Annotated in this window: 19 protein-coding genes; 12 read left to right on the forward strand and 7 right to left on the reverse strand. The window is 72.6% G+C overall.

The features are described 5' to 3' along the window. Window positions 1–6 precede the first annotated feature (6 nt). The gene (locus QSK22_RS21560; RefSeq protein WP_285496082.1) at window positions 7–2,160 is read left to right on the forward strand and encodes an outer membrane protein assembly factor BamB family protein; all 2,154 of its coding nucleotides are present in this window, start codon (window positions 7–9) and stop codon (window positions 2,158–2,160) included. Between the two features lie 235 nt (window positions 2,161–2,395). On the opposite strand, the gene QSK22_RS21565 is transcribed toward QSK22_RS21560, so the two are convergent. After that, the gene (locus QSK22_RS21565; protein WP_285496083.1) at window positions 2,396–2,980 is read right to left on the reverse strand and encodes an NADPH-dependent FMN reductase; all 585 of its coding nucleotides are present in this window, start codon (window positions 2,978–2,980) and stop codon (window positions 2,396–2,398) included. 190 nt (window positions 2,981–3,170) lie between these two features. Here QSK22_RS21565 and QSK22_RS21570 point away from each other — a divergent pair, with 190 nt between their 5' ends. After that, complete coding sequence (locus tag QSK22_RS21570) at window positions 3,171–3,779, forward strand: TetR/AcrR family transcriptional regulator (protein ID WP_285496084.1); 609 nt, start codon at window positions 3,171–3,173, stop codon at window positions 3,777–3,779. 556 nt (window positions 3,780–4,335) lie between these two features. Here QSK22_RS21570 and QSK22_RS21575 read toward each other — a convergent pair. Next, a complete protein-coding gene (locus QSK22_RS21575) occupies window positions 4,336–5,112 on the reverse strand; it encodes an alpha/beta fold hydrolase (protein WP_285496085.1) in 777 nt (258 codons plus the stop codon). Between the two features lie 195 nt (window positions 5,113–5,307). Between QSK22_RS21575 and QSK22_RS21580 the strand changes: the two genes are divergently transcribed. The 5 genes from QSK22_RS21580 to QSK22_RS21600 all read left to right on the forward strand — a co-directional run bounded on the left by QSK22_RS21580 (window position 5,308) and on the right by QSK22_RS21600 (window position 9,426). Then, a complete protein-coding gene (locus QSK22_RS21580; protein ID WP_285496086.1) occupies window positions 5,308–6,051 on the forward strand; it encodes an ABC transporter ATP-binding protein in 744 nt (247 codons plus the stop codon). 5 nt (window positions 6,052–6,056) lie between these two features. Then, window positions 6,057–7,415 carry an ABC transporter permease gene (locus QSK22_RS21585; RefSeq protein ID WP_285496106.1) on the forward strand — a complete coding sequence of 453 codons (1,359 nt, stop codon included), beginning with the start codon at window positions 6,057–6,059 and terminating at the stop codon, window positions 7,413–7,415. Window positions 7,416–7,494: 79 nt separating this feature from the next. Beyond that, the gene (locus QSK22_RS21590; RefSeq protein ID WP_285496087.1) at window positions 7,495–8,100 is read left to right on the forward strand and encodes a TenA family protein; all 606 of its coding nucleotides are present in this window, start codon (window positions 7,495–7,497) and stop codon (window positions 8,098–8,100) included. Window positions 8,101–8,715: 615 nt separating this feature from the next. Further along, window positions 8,716–9,114 carry a hypothetical protein gene (locus tag QSK22_RS21595; protein WP_285496088.1) on the forward strand — a complete coding sequence of 133 codons (399 nt, stop codon included), beginning with the start codon at window positions 8,716–8,718 and terminating at the stop codon, window positions 9,112–9,114. Between the two features lie 96 nt (window positions 9,115–9,210). Next, window positions 9,211–9,426, forward strand: a complete 216-nt coding sequence (locus QSK22_RS21600) for a hypothetical protein (protein ID WP_285496089.1) — start codon at window positions 9,211–9,213, stop codon at window positions 9,424–9,426. 80 nt (window positions 9,427–9,506) lie between these two features. On the opposite strand, the gene QSK22_RS21605 is transcribed toward QSK22_RS21600, so the two are convergent. The 3 genes from QSK22_RS21605 to QSK22_RS21615 form a co-directional block, all read right to left on the reverse strand. After that, window positions 9,507–11,825: a heavy metal translocating P-type ATPase gene (locus tag QSK22_RS21605; protein WP_285496090.1), complete on the reverse strand. Its 2,319-nt coding sequence runs from the start codon at window positions 11,823–11,825 to the stop codon at window positions 9,507–9,509. A 30-nt stretch (window positions 11,826–11,855) separates the two neighbouring features. After that, window positions 11,856–12,791, reverse strand: a complete 936-nt coding sequence (locus QSK22_RS21610; RefSeq protein ID WP_285496091.1) for a DUF8832 domain-containing protein — start codon at window positions 12,789–12,791, stop codon at window positions 11,856–11,858. Between the two features lie 110 nt (window positions 12,792–12,901). Beyond that, a complete protein-coding gene (locus QSK22_RS21615) occupies window positions 12,902–13,108 on the reverse strand; it encodes a heavy-metal-associated domain-containing protein (RefSeq protein ID WP_285496092.1) in 207 nt (68 codons plus the stop codon). Window positions 13,109–13,457: 349 nt separating this feature from the next. On the opposite strand from QSK22_RS21615, the gene QSK22_RS21620 reads away from it, so the two are divergent. Beyond that, window positions 13,458–14,321 carry an Fpg/Nei family DNA glycosylase gene (locus tag QSK22_RS21620; RefSeq protein ID WP_285496093.1) on the forward strand — a complete coding sequence of 288 codons (864 nt, stop codon included), beginning with the start codon at window positions 13,458–13,460 and terminating at the stop codon, window positions 14,319–14,321. A gap of 472 nt (window positions 14,322–14,793) precedes the next feature. On the opposite strand, the gene QSK22_RS21625 is transcribed toward QSK22_RS21620, so the two are convergent. Further along, complete coding sequence (locus QSK22_RS21625; RefSeq protein WP_285496094.1) at window positions 14,794–15,255, reverse strand: SSI family serine proteinase inhibitor; 462 nt, start codon at window positions 15,253–15,255, stop codon at window positions 14,794–14,796. 46 nt (window positions 15,256–15,301) lie between these two features. Here QSK22_RS21625 and QSK22_RS21630 point away from each other — a divergent pair, with 46 nt between their 5' ends. From QSK22_RS21630 to QSK22_RS21645, 4 genes are all read left to right on the forward strand, one after another. Next, complete coding sequence (locus QSK22_RS21630; protein WP_285496095.1) at window positions 15,302–15,637, forward strand: rhodanese-like domain-containing protein; 336 nt, start codon at window positions 15,302–15,304, stop codon at window positions 15,635–15,637. Window positions 15,638–15,837: 200 nt separating this feature from the next. Beyond that, complete coding sequence (locus QSK22_RS21635; RefSeq protein ID WP_285496096.1) at window positions 15,838–17,184, forward strand: purine-cytosine permease family protein; 1,347 nt, start codon at window positions 15,838–15,840, stop codon at window positions 17,182–17,184. Between the two features lie 93 nt (window positions 17,185–17,277). After that, window positions 17,278–19,173, forward strand: coding sequence for a PAS domain-containing sensor histidine kinase (locus QSK22_RS21640; RefSeq protein ID WP_285496097.1), 1,896 nt, complete (start codon window positions 17,278–17,280; stop codon window positions 19,171–19,173). A gap of 277 nt (window positions 19,174–19,450) precedes the next feature. Next, window positions 19,451–20,020, forward strand: a complete 570-nt coding sequence (locus QSK22_RS21645) for an ATP-binding protein (RefSeq protein WP_285496098.1) — start codon at window positions 19,451–19,453, stop codon at window positions 20,018–20,020. Between the two features lie 88 nt (window positions 20,021–20,108). Here the strand turns inward: QSK22_RS21645 and QSK22_RS21650 are convergent, their stop codons facing one another. After that, window positions 20,109–20,261 (reverse strand): hypothetical protein, encoded by a 153-nt coding sequence (locus QSK22_RS21650; protein ID WP_285496099.1) that lies wholly within the window; start codon window positions 20,259–20,261, stop codon window positions 20,109–20,111. Between the last annotated feature and the right edge of the window lie 608 nt (window positions 20,262–20,869).

A 20,869-nucleotide genomic window follows, 5' to 3' on the forward strand; every position in this document is an offset into this window, starting at 1 on the left:
GAACCGATGCCCGCGACACGTCCCGGCGACCCGCGCCAGGTGGGACCGTACCGGGTGGTGGCCAGGCTCGGCGCGGGAGGCATGGGCCAGGTCTTCCTCGGCCGCTCGCCATCCGGCCGCACCGTCGCCATCAAGATCATTCATCCGGGGATGGCGGAGGAGCCCGCGTACCGGGCCCGGTTCCAGCGGGAGATCATCGCGGCCCGGGCGGTCAGCGGCGCCTACACCGCGCCGGTGGTGGACGCCGATCCCGATGCCGACCCGCCGTGGCTGGCCACGGTGTTCCTGCGCGGGATGCCCCTGCAGGACGCCGTCGCGACGCACGGGCCGCTGCCCGCCCCCGCCGTCCGCGCGCTCGGCGCCGGGCTCGCCGAGGCGCTGCTGTCCATCCACCGCGCCGGGGTCGTGCACCGCGACCTCAAACCGTCCAATGTGATGCTCACGCCCGAGGGGCCCCGGGTCATCGACTTCGGCATCGCCCGCCCGAGCGAGGCCACGACGCTCACCCGGACCGGCGCGGCCCTCGGCACGCCCGCCTACATGTCCCCCGAGCAGGCGTCCGGGGAGGAGGCCGGGCCGGCGTCGGACGTGTTCTCGCTCGGCGGCGTGCTGACCTATGCGGCGACGGGCATGGGCCCGTTCGGTCAGGCAGCCGTGCACGAGCTGCTGTACCGCGTGCTGCACCTGCCGCCCTACCTCGACGGCGTCGCCGATCCCGGCCTGCGCGCGCTGATCGCGGCGTGCCTGGAGAAGGACCCCGCGCGCCGTCCCGGCCCCGACTGGCTGCTGGCGCGGCTGGCGGCCGAGCAGGCGCCCGCCCCGCAGGGCACGCACTGGCTGCCGCCGCACGTCGCCCACGACGTCGTCCGGCGGGGAGACACCGCCGTGCCACGCGCGCCGAGCCGCCGCCTGTTCCTGGCCCTCGGCGGGGGCGGTGTCGCCGTCGCCGCGCTGGCGGGTGCGGCGGGCGTTCTGCTCCTGCGGCGCGGTGACTCCCCGGTCCGCTGGACGTTCGAGATTCCCGACGACATGAACGTTCGGGCGCCGCTGGCCGTGGCGGACGGCACCGTGTACGCGTTCACCGCCGCCGCGTTGTCCGGACGGACCTTCGCGCTCGACGCGCGCACCGGGCGGCAGCGGTGGCGCGGCGACTTCACGGCGGCCCGCGACACGCCCGCCGTGCTGGTGAACGGCCGGGGGTTCGTCTGCGCGAGCAGCGGCGGCGACCAGGTGCTGACGGCGTTCGACGCGGCGACGGGCCGGAGCCTGTGGCGGCAGACGGTGCGCAACCAGACGCAGGTGCCCGCCATCGTCCCGGTCGGCGGCGTCGTGTGCATGACCTACAACGGCGCCGGGGAGGCCGGGCTGTCCGGTTTCGACGCGGCGAGCGGCCGGGAGGCCTGGCGGTACCGCGTCGACAGCGAGGTCATGACGAACGCGGCGGTGGCGGGCGGCGTGTGCTACTTCGGTGCCCGGGACGGCTTCGTCTACGGGGTGGACGCCGCGACCGGCAGTGCCCGCTGGCAGCGACGCACGGGCGCGGCCGTCGGCGCGACGCCTGCGGCGGCGGGCGGCCTGGTGGCGGTGCTCGGCGAGGACGGCGCCGTGCGCGGCCTCGACGCGGCCACCGGGAAGCAGCGGTGGGAGACGGCTCTGGGCAGCGGCGCGGCGGCCCGCATGCTGGTGGAGGCGCCGGTGACGATCATCGGCGGCATCGTCTACGTCGGCGGCCAGGACGGCACGCTGTATGCCGTCGATGCGGGGACGGGGCGTCTGCGGTGGAGGCAACCCGTCCTGCACGGACAGGGCAATCCGGGTTCGCGGGCCTTCCTGCAGCCCTCCGTGAGCGGCGGCCTGGTGGTGACCACCGACAACGAGGGACGCATCGTCGCCCTGGACGCCGCCTCCGGCCGGCTCCGCTGGGAACTCGGCGTCGGGCAGGGCCTCGGCGGACGGCCGATCGTTTCCGGGGCCCTGGTCTACTACGGGGCGGTCGACGGGCTCACCGTGGCCGACCTGGCGAGCGGCCGCGTCCGCTACCGCTTCGACCCCGAAACGGCTCCCGTCGTCGGTTCGGTGAAGCAGGTCACCGTGGTGGGCGGCATCGCCTACTGCGCGGTCGACGACTCCGTCGTCCACGCCGTCCGCCCCGACCTGTGACGGGCCCGGGGGACGTACGGGCACGAGCGGTGTTCGTAAGGCGGCCGTGTTTCGAGGGTGAGGCGCAGGCGGTCGGCTGGCGTCTCCGCGAACCCGCTAGGGCGAAGGTGTAGGCGACTTCCTCACCCGCGGTGATAGTGAACGACGCGCCCTGCGCCCGCCGTCGACGCCTCGGGCGGCGCCGGTGCGGGCGGTCGGCCGGGCCGCCACGGGTCGCCCCGCCGTGCGCCGATGCTCACGCGGCGTAGGGGCGCTTGGCCCTGGCCTCGCGCAGCGCGTGCGCCCACCAGGCGAGCTGGTCGAGCAGCACCTTGGCGGCGGCGTTGGAGGCGGAGGGGTTGCGAAGGCGTCCGTCGGCGTCGAAGTCGTCCCACGCGTTGTGGAAGCTGACGGTGTCGCGGATGGTGGTGGCGTGCAGCTCGGCCAGGACCTGCCGCAGGTGCTCCACCGCGCGCTGTCCGCCCGCCATGCCGCCGTACGACACGAACGCGACCGGCTTGGCGCGCCACTCGGTGTAGTGCAGGTCGATGAGGTTTTTCAACGGGGCCGGGTAGCTGTGGTTGTACTCCGGCGTCACGATCACGAAGGCGTCGGCGGCGTCGAGCGTGCGCCGCACCCACGCGGCAGCGTCGGCCTGCTCGTCGTCGGCCGGCTCGGCACCGACCTCGGGGAGGGGGCGCCGGGACTGGTCCACAACGTCGACGATCATGTCGGAGCGGGCGGCGGCCTGCTCGGCGAACCAGTCCGCCACCCGGGCGCCGAACCGGCCCTCGCGGGTGCTGCCGATGATGATCGCCACGCGCAGTGGGCTTTCGGTCATGTCTGCCTCCGTGGCGTTCGCGCTGGTCAGGAATGTTTCGCGGGTGAGAATGACGGTAGGCGCGGCTTTGCCGGCGGGCATCTGTCACCCGACTGGGCCGACTGCCTGACCCCAGGGTGCGACCTCAACCGAAGTCGAGGTCAAGCGGCGGGACATCGGGATTTGTATCGAACGTTATAGAATGGGTGCCATGACCACCAGGACACCGGGCCGTCCGCGCGCCTTCGACAGGGACGCGGCGCTGGAGAAGGCGCTGGTGGAGTTCTGGCGGCACGGCTACGAGGCGACGTCCATCTCCACGCTGACCGCCGCCATGGGCATCCGGCCGCCCAGCCTCTACGCGGCGTTCGGCGACAAACGCGCGCTGTTCGGCGAATGCGTCCGCCGCTACCAGGAACGTCACGGGGCGCTGGTGACGCGCGCGCTCACCGAGGAGCCCACCGCCGAACGCGCCATCGGCCGCATGCTGCGCGAGTTGGCCGCCGACTACACCGACCCGTCCCACCCGCCCGGCTGCCTCATCATCACCGCGACCGCCAACCACGGCCCCGACTGCGCCGACGTCGCCGAGGAGCTGCGCGCCATGCGGCTGGCCACCAAGCAGCGGATCGCCGACCGCATCGCCGCCGACGTCCGCACCGGACTGCTGCCCGACTGGACCGACGTCCCCGGGCTGGCCACCTTCTTCGCCGCCATCATCCAGGGCATGTCCCGCCAGGCCCAGGACGGCGCCACCCGCGCCGACCTGGAACGCGTCGCCGCCATGGCCATGCACGCCTGGCCCCACTCCCCCGCTTGACCCCGCACCACCTCGCCGCCGCCGACCTGATCCCCATACGCTTTGCCGATTGCGGAGGAGCGGATCGCCGGCCACGAGCGCCTCTCTCCCCGTCATAAGTTGGCGGAGGGTTTGGCGGGTTTACTCGGCGAGGCTGACGGCTGCTCCTAGGGTGTGTCCGGTGGATCACGACGGGCCCGCAGCAGTGCGGTGACCAGGGCGACCCCGACCGCGTTGCCCCGTCGGCAGGGCGGCCGCCGGACCGGACCGCTCGCCATGACGGCGGCGAAGCCGCAGACTCACGACCCGGCCCCCACCCGCACGCAAGAGCCGGATGCCAAGATCCCCGGATGTGGCTAGGGCCTGTTTCGAAGTTGGCCGGAGCCATTCGTTGACGGCGATGTGGACGGTGGCCTGGAAGCGGGCGGCGAGCTCGCCGAACCCGGGGTGATCGGCCACCGCGGGCGCCGCGCCGACGTCGGCAGCCCACCTGACCGGCCGGTTAGGGGATAGTGGCCGCGAAGTCACTACGTCCGGCGTGTGACATGCCGCCCCTCCCCGCATTTCGAGACAGGCTCTAGGCGGCGGTCTCGTCGAGGAACGTTGTGATCAGCTTCAGCCATTCGTCGGGGCGTTCGGCGAACGGCAGGTGGCCGGTGTCCAGCTCGGCCACGCGGGCGCCGGGGATGCGGGCGGCCACGTCGCGCTGGACGGGCGGCGGAACGAGCCGGTCGGCGGTGGTGACGACGACCAGCGCGGGGATCGTCAGCGCGGCCAGCTCGGCGCGGATGTCGACGCGCCGGACAAGGTCGACGTGCTCGGGCGTGCCCGGCGGGACGGTGGCGGCGGTCGCGGCCGCGGTGTCGGCGAGGGCGTCCTCCGGCAGGGCGGCCAGCGCGGACGGGCTCGGCGCGAAGAGGGTGAGGAAGTCGCCGAGCGGCGTGCGGTCCTCCGACTCCAGCAGGCGCGCCCACAGGTCGGCGACCAGGCGCAGGTGGTTGTCGGGGCGGGCGAACGTCGCGGTCAGCACCAGCGCCTTCACCCGGTCGGGGTGGCGGGTGGCGGCGCGGACCGCGACGGGGCCGCCGAGCGAGTAGCCGACGATCGAGAAGGTGTCCAGGCCCTCGTCCACGGCGGCACCGACCAGCTCGTCGGCCAGCCGGTCGACAGTGAGCGGGACGTCGGACCGCGGCGTCTCGCCGGTGCCCGGGTAGTCGACGCCGACGACGGTGCGGCCTTCGGCCAGGCCGTCCAGGATCGGGCCGTAGTTGGGCTCGATGCCACCGCCCGCGCCGTGGGCGAGGGCCACCCCCGGCCCGCCGGTGCCGCGAACGGTGCGCGCGAACGTGCTCATGCTGCTCCTCCACTGTTCTTTAGCGGTCGATACAGAATCCTAGACCAGGATATGTAGCGGTCGATACAGATCTCGGGGTGGGCTTTCCCCTACCCCAGGAGAGGTGTTGCGCCCATCGAGACGGCCGGACCCGCTCCGTAGCGTCGACCACGACACCGACCGAGTCCCTTAGAACGCCGCACGGAGGCGAACACGATGACCCCACACAACGGCGAAGCGCTGCGGCTGGTGGCCGTGCGCAAGGAGTACGGGACGGTCACCGCCCTCGACGGCGTATCGCTGAGCCTCCCCACGGGAACGTTCACCGCCGTCATGGGACCGTCCGGCTCCGGCAAAAGCACTCTGCTGCACTGCGCGGCCGGGCTCGACCGTCCCACCGAGGGCCGGGTGTTCGTCGCCGGCACGGAGATGACCGGCGACGACGAGACCGCGCTCACCAAGTTCCGGCGCCGGCGCATCGGGTTCGTCTTCCAGCGGTTCAACCTGATGCCGACGCTGACCGTCCTGCAGAACGTCCTGCTGCCGCGCCGGCTGGCCGGGATGCCGGTCGACAAGGCCCGCGCCGTCGCGACGCTGCGCCGCGTCGGCCTCGGCGACCGGCTGAACCACCGGCCCGCCGAACTGTCGGGCGGCCAGCAGCAGCGCGTCGCCATCGCCCGCGCCCTGGTCACCGAGCCGCAGGTCGTCTTCGCCGACGAGCCGACCGGCGCGCTGGACACCCGCAGCGCACGCGAGGTGCTGGCCCTGCTGCGGGAGACGGTCCGGCGGGACGGGCAGACCATCGTGATGGTCACCCACGACCCGGTCGCCGCCGCACACGCCGACTCGGTGATCTTCCTGGCCGACGGGCGCCTGGCCGGGAGCATGCTCGCCCCCTCGCCCGAGGCCGTCGCCGAGCGGCTGGCCCACCTGGGCGACGACCTTCGCGTGGGGGTGTGACCGGCATGATGTTCGGGCTCGCCCTGCGTTCCCTGCGCCACCGCACCGGCGCGTTCGCCGCCGCGTTCTGCGCCACGTTCCTCGGCGGGACGCTCGTCATGGCGTTCGCGTCCCTGCTCGACACCGCCGTCGCCGACGGAGTGCCGGCGACCAGCCGGGAGACCCTGATCACCATGGCGGGCGTGGTGGGCGGCTGGGGGTTGATCATGGTGGCGTTCTCCGTCACCTCCACGCTGTCGCTGGCCGTGCGCCAGCGCACCGACGAGATCGCCCTGCTCAAGAGCGCCGGCGCCACCCCCGCCCAGATCCGCCGGATGATCGTCGGCGAGGCGGCCGCGCTGGGCCTGGCGGGCACGCTGGCCGCGATCATCCCGGCCCTGCTCGGCGGGCGGCTGCTGCTGGACCTGCTGATCGACACCGGCCAGGTGGCGCCCGGCGTGCAGTACGCCTTCGGCCCGTTCGCCCTGACGACCGGGGCGGCGGTGACGTTCGCCGGATCGACGTTCGCGGCCCTGCTGACCGCGCGGCGCACCACCCGCATGCGGGTCACCGAGACGCTGCTGGAGGCGGGCACCCGCAGCGGCCGCACCAGCCGCAAGCGCGTCGTCTTCGGCCTGCTGTTCCTGCTGCTGGGCGCCGACCTCGCCGTCGTCACCGCCACGGTGATGCGCGGCGAGGGCTCCGACGCCATGCAGACCGCCGGGCAGACGTCCATTTGGGTCGCCGTCGGTTTCGCCCTGCTCAGCCCGGTGCTGCTGCGCGCCTCGGCCCGCCTGCTGGCCGTGCCGCTGGCGGTCGCGGGCGCCGCCGGGTACCTGGCCCGGCACAACCTGAGCGGACGGACCCAGCAGCTGTCCGGGGCGCTGATGCCGATCATCCTGTTCACCGGCATCGCCACCGGCACCCTCTACATGCAGCGCGTCGACGACGCCGCGCTCGCCGCCGAGGGCCTGCGGGCCTCCGTCGAGCAGGACAACATCAAGACCCTCAACTTCGTCGTCGTCGGGATGCTGGTGCTGTTCGCGGCGATCATGCTGATCAACACGCTGATCGCCACGACCATGGACCGGCGCGGCGAGTTCGCCCGCCAGCGGCTCACCGGCGCCACGCCCCGCCAGGTGCTCACCGTGACGGGCCTGGAGGCCGCGGTGCTGACCGTCGTCGGCGTGGTGTTCGGCACGGTCGCCGCCCTGTGCACGATCGTCCCGTTCACCTTCGCCCGCACCGGCGACCCGCTGCCGGACGAAACCCCCGCCGTCTACGCCGGGGTCGTCGCCGTGGCCGCCGTGCTCGCCCTGGCCACCAGCCTGGCCACCACCCGCCGCGCGCTGCGCACTCCCGCCGTCGAGGCGGTGGCCGTCTGATCCCAGACGATGCTCCGGGCGGTCCGGGGCGGTTCCCCGCGGACCGCCCCGGACCACGCATGATGGGACACTGACGGCCATGAGCGTTGCGGCACATCTGGAGGAGATCGGCCTTCCCCTCGTCGAGGAGCAGCTCGCGCACCCGACCGTGGCGGGCATCGCCCGCGGCGACCTCGATGACGCGGTGTTCCGGTCCTGGCTGGAGCAGGACTACCTGTACCTGCTGGACTACGTGCGGGTCTTCTGCCGCCTGGCGTGGCAGGCGCCGTCCGGCCACCTGGGCGACCTGGTCGACCTGGCGCACTCGACGTTTCACGTGGAACTATCCCTGCACCGCTCCCTGGCCGAGCCGTTCGGCGCCGACCTGGACAACGCCGTCAAGGGCCCGGCCTGCGCCGCGTACACGAAATTCCTGCTGGACAGCGCCGCCGACTACGCCGACGGGCTGGCCGCCCTCTACCCGTGCATGTGGGGCTACTCCACCCTGGGCGCCCGCCTCGCCGAGAACCCCCCGGCCGACCCCCGCTACCGCCGCTGGGTGGACACCTACGCCGACCCCGACTTCGCCGCCCTCACCCGGCGCATCGCCCAAATGATCGACGAGGCCGACCCCGACCCCGCCCGCGCCGAACAGCTCTTCCGCGAGGGCATGCGTCACGAACTCGCCTTCTGGAGCGTCCCGTAGCCCTTCCGCACCGCCGTCCGGTGTGCGGCCACACGCCGACACCGTCGCCGCACCCCGGACGGAAGCATGCGGTTCCGGACCACAGCGAGGCGGTTCACCCGTACCAGCGCTGAGCCCAGGCACGCCGCGACCAACTCCCCGGCGAACAGCTGTCAAGCCGCGGCGCTTGACGGCGACGGCCACAAGGCCTCGCCCCGTGCGTGTGAGGCCGGAACGGCGGCCGTCCCCCTACACCGCGAACCGGTGCGAGGCGAGCGCTCCAGTTCGAGGGCACCATGGCGAGGCGTCGGTGATGGTTGAGCCCATCGCCGGTAGAGGCGACCGCCGCGGGGCGGTTACCCGCGCTGGAGCTCGGCACGCGGCGGCCGACTCCCGCGGACGGCCGCAACCCGCCCCGCTCGTCCGGCACCCGACGCACCCGGCCAGCGCCCGGCCACGTCGGCACCCGCGCACTAGATACGACACGGCGAAAGGGTCAAACCTGGATTTGCTGGACATTGCGCAGGTGGGAACCAGGGCGCGGTCCCGTGGACTTGTCCTGAGCAGGACAAGGATCGCCCTTGACATTACTTAAAGTTACTGTAATTATACAGAGAGTAAGGTAGAGTTCGCTGTGTGGTAGCGAGCCGAATCCGGCGGACACCGGCGACCGGCCCATCGGGGGCGGTTCTCTGGCCGGTCCTGCTGGCGCTGGTCGTCCTGCTGACCGGGGCGTCCGGGTCGTGCTCGGAGGTGGCGCCGTGCGCCGCCGTCACGTCGGTGGTCGCCGATGAGGAGATGCTCCGCGCTGCCACTCCAGGTGAACGCGACACCGGACGCGGCGAGTCGACCGGGGAGCACGAGGCCGTCCGCCCGCAGACGGTGGGTCGGACGCGCCAGTTCGCCCTCCTCCGCGTGCCGGCCTCACTGGACGCGTCCGCGCAGCCGCCCGCCACGGCGCGGCGGTCCGACGAGACCCCAACCGGGGGCACCGGTGCCAGGCGGCTCATCGAACTGAACGTCTCCCGCACGTAAAGGCGCCGCGGGAAGGCCGTGCCCGGCCCCAGCCCGCACTTCTGCGATCCGTCACGTCCAGAAGTGGGATTCCGCATGCGCCTAGGAAACGTTCACGTGGTCACGGAGAAATGGCGCTTCCACTGCCTGCACTGCATGCGGGTGTGGGAGGCCCTGTACGAGGCGCGGCACGCCGACGGCGGCCACGCGGTCGCCTGGCGTCTGGACGGTGTGGCCGCGCAGCCCCCCTGGATCGACCCGGTCTGCCAGAACTGCACCAGCCTGCGGGTGAAGGTGCTTCCGGCCGGGCCCATCGTCCCGCGGCAGCGCTGAGCCGACGCCGGCAGGACGGCGGAGGACCACGGCGACGAGGCCGTGGTCCTCCGCATTTCGGAGCGTTCCGCGCCCGCGGGTCAGCGGTCGGCGCCCACCTCCGCGCGCGGGGCGGTGGGACGGGTCGTCCCGCCGGGAAGCGCCGAGGCGTCCCCGACCGGGCGGAAGCGGCGCAGCCGCAGGCTGTTGCTGACGACGAACACCGAGGAGAACGCCATGGCCGCACCGGCGATCATCGGGGTGAGCAGCCCGGCGGCCGCCAGCGGCAGCGCGGCCACGTTGTAGGCGAACGCCCAGAACAGGTTGCCCTTGATGGTGCGCAGGGTCCGCCGCGACAGGGCGATGGCGTCGGCGGCGGTGCGCAGGTCGCCGCGCACCAGGGTCAGGTCGGACGCCTCGATCGCCACGTCGGTGCCGGTGCCCATCGCCAGGCCCAGGTCGGCCTGCGCCAGGGCGGCGGCGTCGTTGACGCCGTCCCCGACCATCGCCACGGTGCGGCCCTCGTCCTGCAGCCGCTTGACGACGGCGGCCTTGTCGGCGGGCAGCACCTCGGCGATGACCTCCCCGATCCCCACCTGCCCGGCCACCGTGCGGGCGACGGTCTCGTCGTCGCCGGTCAGCAGCACCGGACGCAGCCCCAGCGCGCGCAGCCGCGCCACGGCCTCAGCGGAGGTCGGCTTGATCTGGTCGGCCACGGCGATGACCGCGCGGGCCCGGCCGTCCCAGCCGACGGCCACGGCGGTGTGCCCGCGCTCCCGGGCCGCGGCCATCGCCTTCTCCAGTTCGGGCGTCAGGTGCTGCGACCACTCGGCGAGCAGCTGCGGCCGTCCGGCGATCACGGCATGCCCGTCCACCATGCCCTGGACGCCCAGCCCCTCGATGTTGGCGAAGTCCTCGACGGGCGGCAGGGCGCCGACGCGTTCGGCGGCTCCGGCGGCGATGGCGCGGGCGATGGGGTGCTCGGACGCGTGCTCCAGCGCGCCCGCCAGCCGCAGCGCCTCGCCGACGTCGACGCCGTCCGCGGTGTACACGTCCACCAGCCCCATGACGCCGGTGGTGACGGTGCCGGTCTTGTCCAGCACGACGGTGTCGATGCGCCGGGTGGACTCCAGCACCTCCGGGCCCTTGATCAGGATGCCGAGCTGGGCGCCGCGTCCGGTGCCGACCATCAGCGCGGTCGGCGTGGCCAGGCCCAGCGCGCACGGGCAGGCGATGATCAGCACCGCGACCGCCGCGGTGAACGCGGCCGCCGGCTGCGCGCCCGCACCGAGCCAGAAGCCCAGCGTGGCCGCGGCCAGCGCGATCACGATCGGGACGAACACCGCGGAGATCCGGTCGGCCAGCCGCTGCACGGCCGCCTTGCCCGTCTGCGCCTCCTCCACCAGCCGGGCCATCTGCGCCAGCTGCGTGTCCGCGCCGACCCGGGTCGCGCGCACCAGCAGCCGGCCGCCCGCGTTGACGGTGGCGCCGACCACCGCATCGCCGGGGCCGACCTCGACCGGCACCGACTCGCCGGTCAGCATCGAGGCGTCCACGGCCGAGGAGCCCTCCACGACCACCCCGTCCGTGGCGATCTTCTCGCCGGGGCGGACGACGAACGCGTCCCCCACGGCCAGGTGTTCGACCGGGATGCGCTCCTCGCGGCCGTTCTCGCGGACGACCGAGACCTCCTTGGCGCCCAGTTCCAGCAGCGCGCGCAGCGCCGCGCCCGCCCGGCGCTTGGACCGCGCCTCGAAGTACCGCCCGGCCAGCAGGAACGCGGTCACCCCGGCGGCGGCCTCCAGGTAGATGTCGGCCGACCCGTCCGAGCGGGTCATGACGAACTCGAACCCGTGCCGCATGCCCGGTTCCCCGGCGGAGCCGAAGAACAGCGCCCACAGCGACCACCCGAACGCCGCCAGCGTGCCCAGCGACACCAGGGTGTCCATGGTCGCCGTGCCGTGCCGCAGGTTCGTCCAGGCCGCCCGGTGGAACGGCCATCCGCCGTAGACGACGACGGGCGCGGCCAGCGTCAGCGACAGCCACTGCCAGTACTCGAACTGCAGCGCCGGGACCATCGCCATCGCGATCACCGGCACGGCCAGCACCAGCGACGTGATCAGCCGTTGCCGCAGGGGGCGCAGTTCTTTGTCGGCCTCGTCCTCGCCGTCCTCGGCCGCCTCGTCACGCGGCGGCTGCGGCAGCGTCGCGGTGTACCCGGCCTTCTCCACCGTGGCGATCAGCTCCTCCGGCGTGACGCCCGGGGGCGCCTGGACCGTGGCCTTCTCGGTGGCGAAGTTGACCGTCGCGGTCACGCCGTCCAGCTTGTTCAGCTTGCGTTCGATGCGAGCGGCGCACGAGGCGCAGGTCATCCCGCCGATCGCCAGCTCGATCCGCCCGGACGCGTCGCCCGTGCTCATGGCGTTCCTCCTCGTCGATCGCCCGCGGGATCAGTGCCCGTGATCGTGTCCGTCATCGCCGCCGTCCTGTGCCGGAGCGGTCGGCGGGGCCGTGTTGTCGGCCACGGCCGTGAACTCGGCCGTGCGGACCTTGCCCGCATGCTGGAAGTCCAGGTAGAGGCGGTATCTTCCCGGGCTCGGCACCTCGACCTCGAAGGTCGCGTCCGGCCCCGGGCGGGTGCGGCCGTCGCCGGGCGCGCCGTCCGGGTGGACGTGCAGATAGGCAAGGTCCCGGTCGCGCAGCACGACCAGGTGCCCGTACGCCTCGAGGTACGGCTCCAGGTCGGTGACCGGTCGGCCGTCCCGGCTCACCGAGAGGGTGAGCCTGCTCGACCGTCCCGGGACCAGGGTGCCGGTCGGCTTCACCTCGTAGCCGTCCACCTTCGCGACCTGCCCGGCGGGCGGCGCGGCTCGCGGCCGGTAGTCGCCCGGCGCCGTCACGTCGGTGCCGAGCGTGAGCTGCCCGGATGCGCCCGCGGCCTTGAAGTCGGTGAAGAACCGGTAGGGGCCGGGTTCGGGCAGCGTCAGCGGAACGGTCCAGACGCCGCCGCCCGCCTCGGTCGGATGCAGGTGCTGGAACCCCGACAGGTCGCGGCGCGCCACGATCAGGTGCAGCGGCTTGCCGTGCAGGGGTTCGAAGCGGGTGACGGGCCTGCCATCCGGGCCCGTCACCGAGAACCGGAAGTCGGTGCGCTCGCCCGGGGTGATCGTGGTGGTCTCGGGCGTGAGCGTGTATCCGTCCTGGGACACCTGGAGCCCCGCCGGGACGTGCGAGGACGTGTTCGGGCCGTGCCGGCCCGTGCTCCCGGTCTTGTGCGTGCCGGCGGTGGCGTCGATCGGCCCGACGGCTGCGCCGACCCCTGCCGCACCGCCGAAGACGGCCGCCAGGCCCAGGGCGAACGCCCCCAGCTTGATCGCCGTGTTCATGGTCTGCTGCTCGCTTCCCTCGTTCGCCGCGGCGGCCGCCGTATGCGGTCGTGCCCCTCCGCCCGGCGCGGATCAGCGCGCCGGGACGGGGCGTGCGGGAGACGGCCGGGTCAGGCCGTCACCTCGTATCCGGCCTCTGCCACGGCCGCGCGGACCTTGTCGTCGTCGATCGGTCCTTCGCTGGTGACCGTGAGCCGGCCGCTGGCCAGGTCCACGTCCACGGCGGTCACGCCGGCGATCTCGCCGACCTCCTCCTTGACGGAGCTGACGCAGTGACCGCAGGTCATCCCGGTGACGGTATAGGTGGCGGTGCTCATCGCGACGTTCCCCTCATCCCTGGATTTTACCCCCTAGGGGTATCTGACGAGGGTCATGCTACGCACCCGGCACAGCGCTCGCAACCCCTACCCCCTAGGGGTTATCGGACGACCGGGGCGATTCACGGCACATCGCCCTGTCAACCAGGTTATCCACAGGCCTCCGGGGCCCGCCGGCGGGGGACTCGACACCAAAAGGCGTCGTTTGTAGTGGTATTTCGAGTGAAACCCCCCACCGGGCGGGCCGATCCGGCGTTGTGCACAGGGTTGTCCACAGGTTTCCACAGCCCTGTGGAAACCTGTGGAAAGGCGCCGGGCGGCTCGTCCGACGCCTCAGATACTGTGTGTCATGCCCGAACTGCCAGAGGTCGAGGCCCTCGCCGCATTCCTGCGCGGACGAGCCGTCGGCCGCACCGTCGCCCGGGTCGACGTCCTCGCCGTCTCCGCGCTCAAAACCTATGATCCCCCGGTCACGGCGCTGGCCGGCCTGTCGGTCACCGGCGTCGCCCGGCACGGCAAGTTTCTCGACCTCGACGTCGACGGCCTGCACCTGGTCATCCACCTGGCCCGGGCCGGCTTGCTGCGCTGGCGCGAGCAGGTCCCGTCCCGACCCGCCCGGCCCGGCGGCAAGAACCCCCTGGCGGTACGGGTGCACCTGGACGACGGCTCGGGTTTCGACCTCACCGAGGCGGGCTCCAAGAAGGGCCTGGCCGTGTACGTCGTCCGCGATCCGGCCGAGGTGCCGGGCATCGCCACGCTCGGCCCGGACCCGCTGGACGAGGGCTTCACCGCCGAAACGCTGCGCGGCATCGTCAAGGGACGCCGTACGCAGATCAAGGGCCTGCTGCGCGACCAGCGGATCATCGCGGGCATCGGCAACGCCTACTCCGACGAGGTGCTGCACGCCGCCCGGATGTCCCCGTTCAAGATCGCCGACACGCTGACCGACGACGAGATCGCCGGCCTGCACGAGGCGATCGCCACCACCCTGCGCGACGCCGTGGCCCGCTCCACCGGCCTGGCCGCCCAGGACCTCAAGGGCGAGAAGAAGACCGGCCTGCGCGTGCACGGCCGCACCGGCGAGAAATGCCCCGTCTGCGGCGACACGATCCGCGAGGTCTCCTTCGCCGACTCCTCGCTCCAGTACTGCCCCACCTGCCAGACCGGCGGCAAACCCCTGGCCGACCGCCGCCTCTCCCGCCTCCTCAAATAGCCTCTTCACGTCCACAGGCGAGACGAGCCACGTGACAGCAGGCGTTCGGACCACCCGCCGCCCACACCGCGCTGAGCCGGGCGGCTGGGCAAGGTGGTACCGGTCCGGGACCTGTTCGCCCAGGCGGCCGAGCCGATCGACGCGCGCGTGGGCGTGGAGAATTCGGCGGGGCAGCGGCGCCGCCACTCCTGCAGCGCAAGGGCCGCGGCATACGCATCGGTGAGCTTCTAGGCCGCTCACCGATGCGGAGTTCACACCGTGCGGTGCGGGGGCAGGCTGGCCCACACGTGCTGCGGCGTGCGGCCCTGGCTCCGTGCGGTGGCTTGGTGGCGGAAGTTGTCTTTGCTGCGGGTAGGGGATTGGGTCGGTTGCTGCCCGCGGCGTTGGCGGGCATGGGGTTGGTGTGAGTGGTGCGCTTTGTGTGTGGGCGCAGATGCGATGGTGGGTGGCGAGTGCGAGCGGGAAGGACTCGTCAGCTTCCCTTGGCCGTGTCGCCGAACAGAGGGGCCACCTGGTTCCAGCGGTGGAGTTCGCAGCCGTTCTTGCGGGTGAAGCCGGTGTCGATCTGCTTGCCGCGCCAGGTGCCCTTGACCTTGGCCTCCTGGGGGCCGCCGTAGATCTCGGTGCAGATCTGCTGCGGCGAGACCGGCTTGAACGGGTCCTGGACCTTGTTCAGGGCCGCGCAGGCCTTGGCGGCGTCGGGGTGGTCGCCCCCGGCGGGGTCGCAGGTCAGGGTCCAGGTCTTGGGGGCGGCCTTGGCCGATGCGCGCACCTCGACCGTCAGCTGGGCGGCCGGGGAGCGGGACGGCTGGACGGTCGTGGTGCCCGAGGCGTTGTCGCGGGGGGAATCCGCCACCTGCTCGGAACCGCAGGCCGACAGGGACAGGAGAGTGGCGAGTGCGGTCGTCGTGAAGATGAGCGTCCGGTACCGCATGCGTGATTCGACGCAGGGGGGTTCCGCGCGGTTCCATGGGGGTGTGATGAATTTCGGGGAAGACGTTCCCGCCGTCGACGCCGCGGACGTCCCGCAGGACGCCTACCTGCTGGACGTGCGCGAGCAGGACGAGTGGGACGCGGGCCACGCGCCTCAGGCGGTGCACATCCCGATGGGCGAGCTGAGCGACCGCGCCGCCGAGGTGCCGCGAGACCGGGACGTCTACGTCATCTGCCGCTCCGGCATGCGCTCGGCGCAGGTGACCATCGCGCTCAACAACGCGGGATGGCTGGCCAAGAACGTCGACGGGGGGATGAAGCGCTGGGCCGAGGTCGGACGGCCCATGGTGGCCGCGGGCGACGGACCCGCCTACGTGGCCTGACCGAGGGGGTCTTTGTCGGAGTTTGACGCTGACTGTACGATCTGCAGCGTTCACCGTCTGACCGCGGGAGCTCGGGCCGACACACCGGGCTGAGAGGGCGACTGCGGCCGGGCCGCCGCAACGGCACCCGGCCGGGCAGCGCACGGCGTCGCCGACCGCATGAACCTGTCCGGGTAATGCCGGCGTAGGGAGCGTGACCCTTGACGTCGTCGTCCGCCGTCCACGGAACAACTCCTCGCGACGAGGTCCCCTACACCCTCGACGAGCCCGCGCCGAAGGTCCTCGGTTTCTGGGACCAGAGCGCGTTCTGGGCCAACCTGGGCGTCAGCCTGTTCGCGTTCTCCGGCGCGTACACGGTGCTGGCGCCCGACGAGAACGGCGCGCCGACCCTGTCGATCGCGGCGGGCATCGTCGCGATGATCGTCGGCACCGCGATCGGCGGGCTGATGCTCGGCCTGTCGGCGGTGCCGGGCGCGCGCACCGGGCAGCCCGCGATGGTGCTGCTGCGCGGCCTGTTCGGGGCGCGGCTGTCATACGCGCCGACCGTGCTGAACGTCGCCCAGCTCGTCGGGTGGGGCACGTTCGAGCTGATCGTGATCGCGGACGCGGCGCGGGCCCTGTACGACGGGGTGCCGCGGTGGGCGTACGTGGTGGCCGCCGGGGTGCTGACCACGGCGCTGACGATCCGTCCGCTCGGGTCGGTGCGGCTGCTGCGCCGGTACGTCACCGTCGCGGTGCTGGCCGCGCTGGTCTACTTCTACGTCCAGCTGCTGCGCGAGCCGCTGCCCGACCTGACCGAGGGGTCGTGGGGCGGCTTCTGGGTCGGCGCGGACGCGGCGCTGGCCGTGTCGATCTCGTGGGTGCCGGTCGCGGCCGACTACACCCGGCACGCCCGCAGCGTGCGCGGCGCGTTCGGCGCCGCCGCCGTCGGCTACTCGGCCACCCAGATCGTCGCCTATGTCCTCGGGCTGCTGGCGCTGGCCCTGGTGGCGGGCGACTCGACGAAGGTGTTCGACCCGTTCCTGCACGTCACGCTGGGGGCGGTGGTCTTCGCGGTGTTCGTGCTGCGCGAGGCGGACCAGTCGTTCACCAACGTCTACTCCACCGCCGTGTCGATCCAGAACCTGGTGCCGCGCGCCGACCGCAGGGGGCTGACGGTGACGCTGGGGGCGGGCACCACCGCGCTGGCGCTGGTGCTGAACATCGGCGACTACGCCGGTTTCCTGTCGCTGATCGGGTCGGTGTTCGTTCCCATGCTGGGCGTGCTGGCCGCCGACTTCTTCCTCGGCCGCGGCCGCACCGGCTGGGACGTCTCCCGCACCGCCCCGGCCCGATGGAGCATGATCGCCGCCTGGGCGGTCGGGTTCGCGGCATACCAGCTGGTCAACCCCGGGTCGGTCGGCTGGTGGGCGGCGCTGTGGCGGGACGTGCGGGAGGCGCTGGGGGTCGCGCCGCCGTCCTGGATGAGCGCGTCGCTGCTGTCTTTCCTGGTGGCCGCGCTGGTCACCCTGCTGGTGGGGCGGATCGCCCGGTTCCGCGGCCGATAGGGCGAACAGACGCGTTCTTCCGGCGGAGAGCGCCGCGACGTGAGAACCTTTCGCAAGTCGTTGGCTCTCGGCGGGACGAGGTCCGGTGGCACGATGGCAGACGTGCAGCACGACGTCCACGGCCCGATCGCGCGCGCCGTCGTCGAGTGCGCGGCCGACGCGATCGTGGCCGTCGACGACCGGCAGCGCGTCACCGTGTGGAACCCGGCGGCCGAGCGCATGTTCGGCTGGACGGCCGAGGAGGTGCTCGGCCGCATCGCGCCGATCGTGCCGGACGAGCTGAAGGCCGAGCACAACGCCGTCCAGGAGCGGCTGCTGACCCGGCGCGGGGCCGAGGGCCTGGAGAGCGCCGAAACCGGGCAGATCTCCATCGCCACCCGGCGCCTGCACCGCGACGGGCGGCTCATCGACGTGCGCATCGACACCAGCGTCCTGCAGGACCGCGACGGCCGGCTGCTCGGCTGGGTCGGGGTGTACCGCCCGGTCGAGGAGGACGAGGTCGTCCAGCACCACATGGCCGAGCGGGCCCGGCTGGTGCGGCGGCTCAACGACATCGTCGCCGACCTGAACGCCGAACTGGACCTGGACACGGTGCTGGACCGGATCACCGGCGCGCTGATCGAGCTGACCGGCGCGGATGCGGGCGGCTTCGTGCGGCTGGAGCGGGACCGGCTGCGGCTGGTCACCGTCAACGGGCTGCCCGAGCACATGCGCGGCGCCACCGCCGACCTGCGCACCAGCCTCGTCGGGGAGCTGCTGCGCTCGGGCAAGACCGTGATGCTGGCGGGCGGGGAGCGGCGGCTGGACGACCTGATCTGGTCCGAGCTGCCCGGGCTGCACACCGTGGCGCTGGGCCTGTCGTTCCTGCAGAACGAGCCGTACGGGGCGCTGTACGCGCTGTTCTCCGGCCGCCGCGTCGGGCACACCGAGCTGGAGCTGCTGGAGCTGCTCGCCGGGCACGCCGGGGTCGCGGTCGGCAACGCGGTGGCCTACGCCGAGGTGGTCCGGCAGCGTGCGCACGAACGCGCCGTGATCGACTCCAGCGCGGACGGCATCGCCGTGCTCGACCGCGACGGCGTGGTGCGGCAGTGGAACCCGGCCGCGCACCACCTCACCGGGGTGCCGCCGCAGGAGGCGATCGGCCGGCCGCTGCCGTTCGAGGCGCCCGCCCCCGGCGAGATGACCACCTTCCCGCTGCCATCGGGCATCTGGCTGAACGTGCTGGCCGCCGAGATCGAGGAGACCGGCGAGGTCGTGGTCGACTTCCGCGACGTCAGCGAGGCCAAGGCGCTCGAGGAGGCCAAGGACCTGTTCCTGGCCACCACCAGCCACGAGCTGCGCACCCCGATCACGGTGGTGCAGGGTTTCGCCAGCACGCTGGTCAACCGGTGGGACGAGCTGGCCGACGCCGACCGCCGCTCCGCCGTCGCGACGATCGCCGAACGGGCCCAGTCGCTCGGCCGTCTCGTGGAGCATCTGCTGCTGGGGTCGCGGGCCGGACGCGACGAGCTGGCGGTGACCATCGACACGTTCGACCTGGCCCGCGTGCTGGAGGGCGTGGTGGCGGGGTTCCGGTCGCTGTCGGAGGCGCACCCGGTGCGGCTGGAGGTGGCGCCCGGGCTGCCGCCGGCGCGGGGCGACGCGATGGCCACCGACATCGTCCTCGGCCAGCTGCTGGAGAACGCGGTGAAGTACTCCCCGGAGGGCGGCACGGTCACCGTGCGGGCCTGGCCGGAGGACGGGTCGATCGTCGTCACGGTGGAGGACGAGGGCATCGGCATCGCGCCCGGCGACCACGAGCGGGTGTTCGAGCGGTTCGTCCAGGGCGAGGCGGGCGACCGCCGCCGGTTCGGGGGTATCGGTCTCGGCCTCTACATCGTCAAACGCCTGACGGAGGCGCAGGGCGGCCACGTCAGCGCCCACCCGGGGCCCGAGGGCCGCGGCACCCGCATGCGCCTGGTGCTGTGCCGGGCCGAGGAGGACGGCTGACCAGATTCGGACGGATGCCGTGACAGCCGGAGAACCGGATACGCCGGTGAAAGTCCGGTGAATCTTCAGTGTGACGGACGAAACGCTCGCAGGAGGAGTAACCACCCGGAGGGTGGATAGATCCTGTGATGGTCCTGTGTGCGTGACCTAAGGGGACGTCGCTCGTTGTTGGAGAGACGGGTGATTCGCCCGGGTTTCCGGACAATATCATCAGGGCATTTCGGTCGGTACCGACGAGGGCGACGGGTCTCCGACCAGCGGAGATGACGACAAGGAGGTGAGGGCGTCGAGCGTCGTATTGTTGCCTCATGCGCCGTCCAGCGTTGCCGTGGCGCGCCGGCGCCTCAGCTCCGAGCTGCTCGCCTCCGGGGTCTTCGAGTCGGTCGTGGACGACGCCGGCGTCATCGTCAGCGAACTGCTGAGCAACGCCCTGCGGCACGCCAGGCCGCTGCCGTCCGGGCAAATCCGCGTGACGTGGGTGCGGCGCGGGGAGCGGCTGGAGGTCGCCGTCAGCGACGGCGGCGCCAGCACCGAGCCCCGGCGGGGACCGGGCACCCTGTCCTCGCTCGGCGGACGCGGCCTCAGCATCGTGGAGGCCCTCGCGGAGGGCTGGGGCGTCCGTCACGAGGAGGGCGTCACCACCGTGTGGGCCGTCCTGTATGCACCGCGCGGCGCCGGAGGCAACGGCGCGACCTCGCACCCGGGCACTCACACCCTGATGCCCGACTTCGACCTGGACGATGACTTCGACGACTTCGACCCGGGCGACGGGATGGCCAATCCGGGAAACCCCCTGTTCAACGGCCACTACCCGCATTCCACACCGACACGGGCATACCCCGCTTGATCGGCCGCGCGGCGCGCCCTGTATGGTCCTCGTCGAGCTCGGGCGCTGTCGTGCCCCCGTCGACACCGCCCGAGCATTCCAACGCTGATCAGATCGAGGACGCGGGTGAACTGGGCGTGCTGCTCCTGCAGCCGGTGACCGGCGCGGCGATCTCGTCCACGATCTCGCACGCAACCTCGCGCGCCACCGCGCCGCCGCAGCCGAGCTGCGCGCAGGGGCGGCCGAGGCCACCGACCTCCACGACCTCCAGCCGGTCGCAGATGCCTCCTATCGCCGCACCGAGCGGCCCACCTCAGGCACCGGCCGTCAGAACACCGCGCTCCGGGGCCCCAACCAGAGCACTGAGCCGTCCGCGCCCGCAGCACCGCACCATGCGGCCTCACATACCGAGCCTTCCAACTCCAAGGCACCGGGCCGTCCAGGCTCAGCACACCGCCCGCACCTATGCACCAAGTGGCGCATGGCGCTTGGCGACGCCCACAGGTCACGGCGCGTCTGCAAGAACGATCTGCTGTGCTGGGGGTTCGTTGCTTCTGTGGGTGCGCTGTGGGAGGTCGGGTTGTGTCTGGCGTCCGGGCTGGGGCAATGTGCGGTCAGGCGTCGTTTGTCTGGGTGGTGTCATGCGTCTGTCCCGCTGCCGCAGTCCGCGGTTGGCGCTTCGCGGCTCGCGGGCCGCGAAGCGCCGCCATGTCAGAAGGCATTAGGCGCCTTCGATAAGTTCGCGTAGTTCCTTTGCCGCGGGGAGCGAGCGTGCGTTCTCGGGGGCGAGGTCCAGTGCCATCCGCGCGGCCGTAAGGTAGCGCGTCCGCCGCTGCTGGGGCGGTATGGCGTCGATGATCCGCGCGGCCT

The sequence above is a fragment of the Actinomadura sp. NBRC 104425 genome (assembly GCF_030269545.1).
GTDB classification, from domain to species: Bacteria; Actinomycetota; Actinomycetes; order Streptosporangiales; family Streptosporangiaceae; genus Spirillospora; species Spirillospora keratinilytica.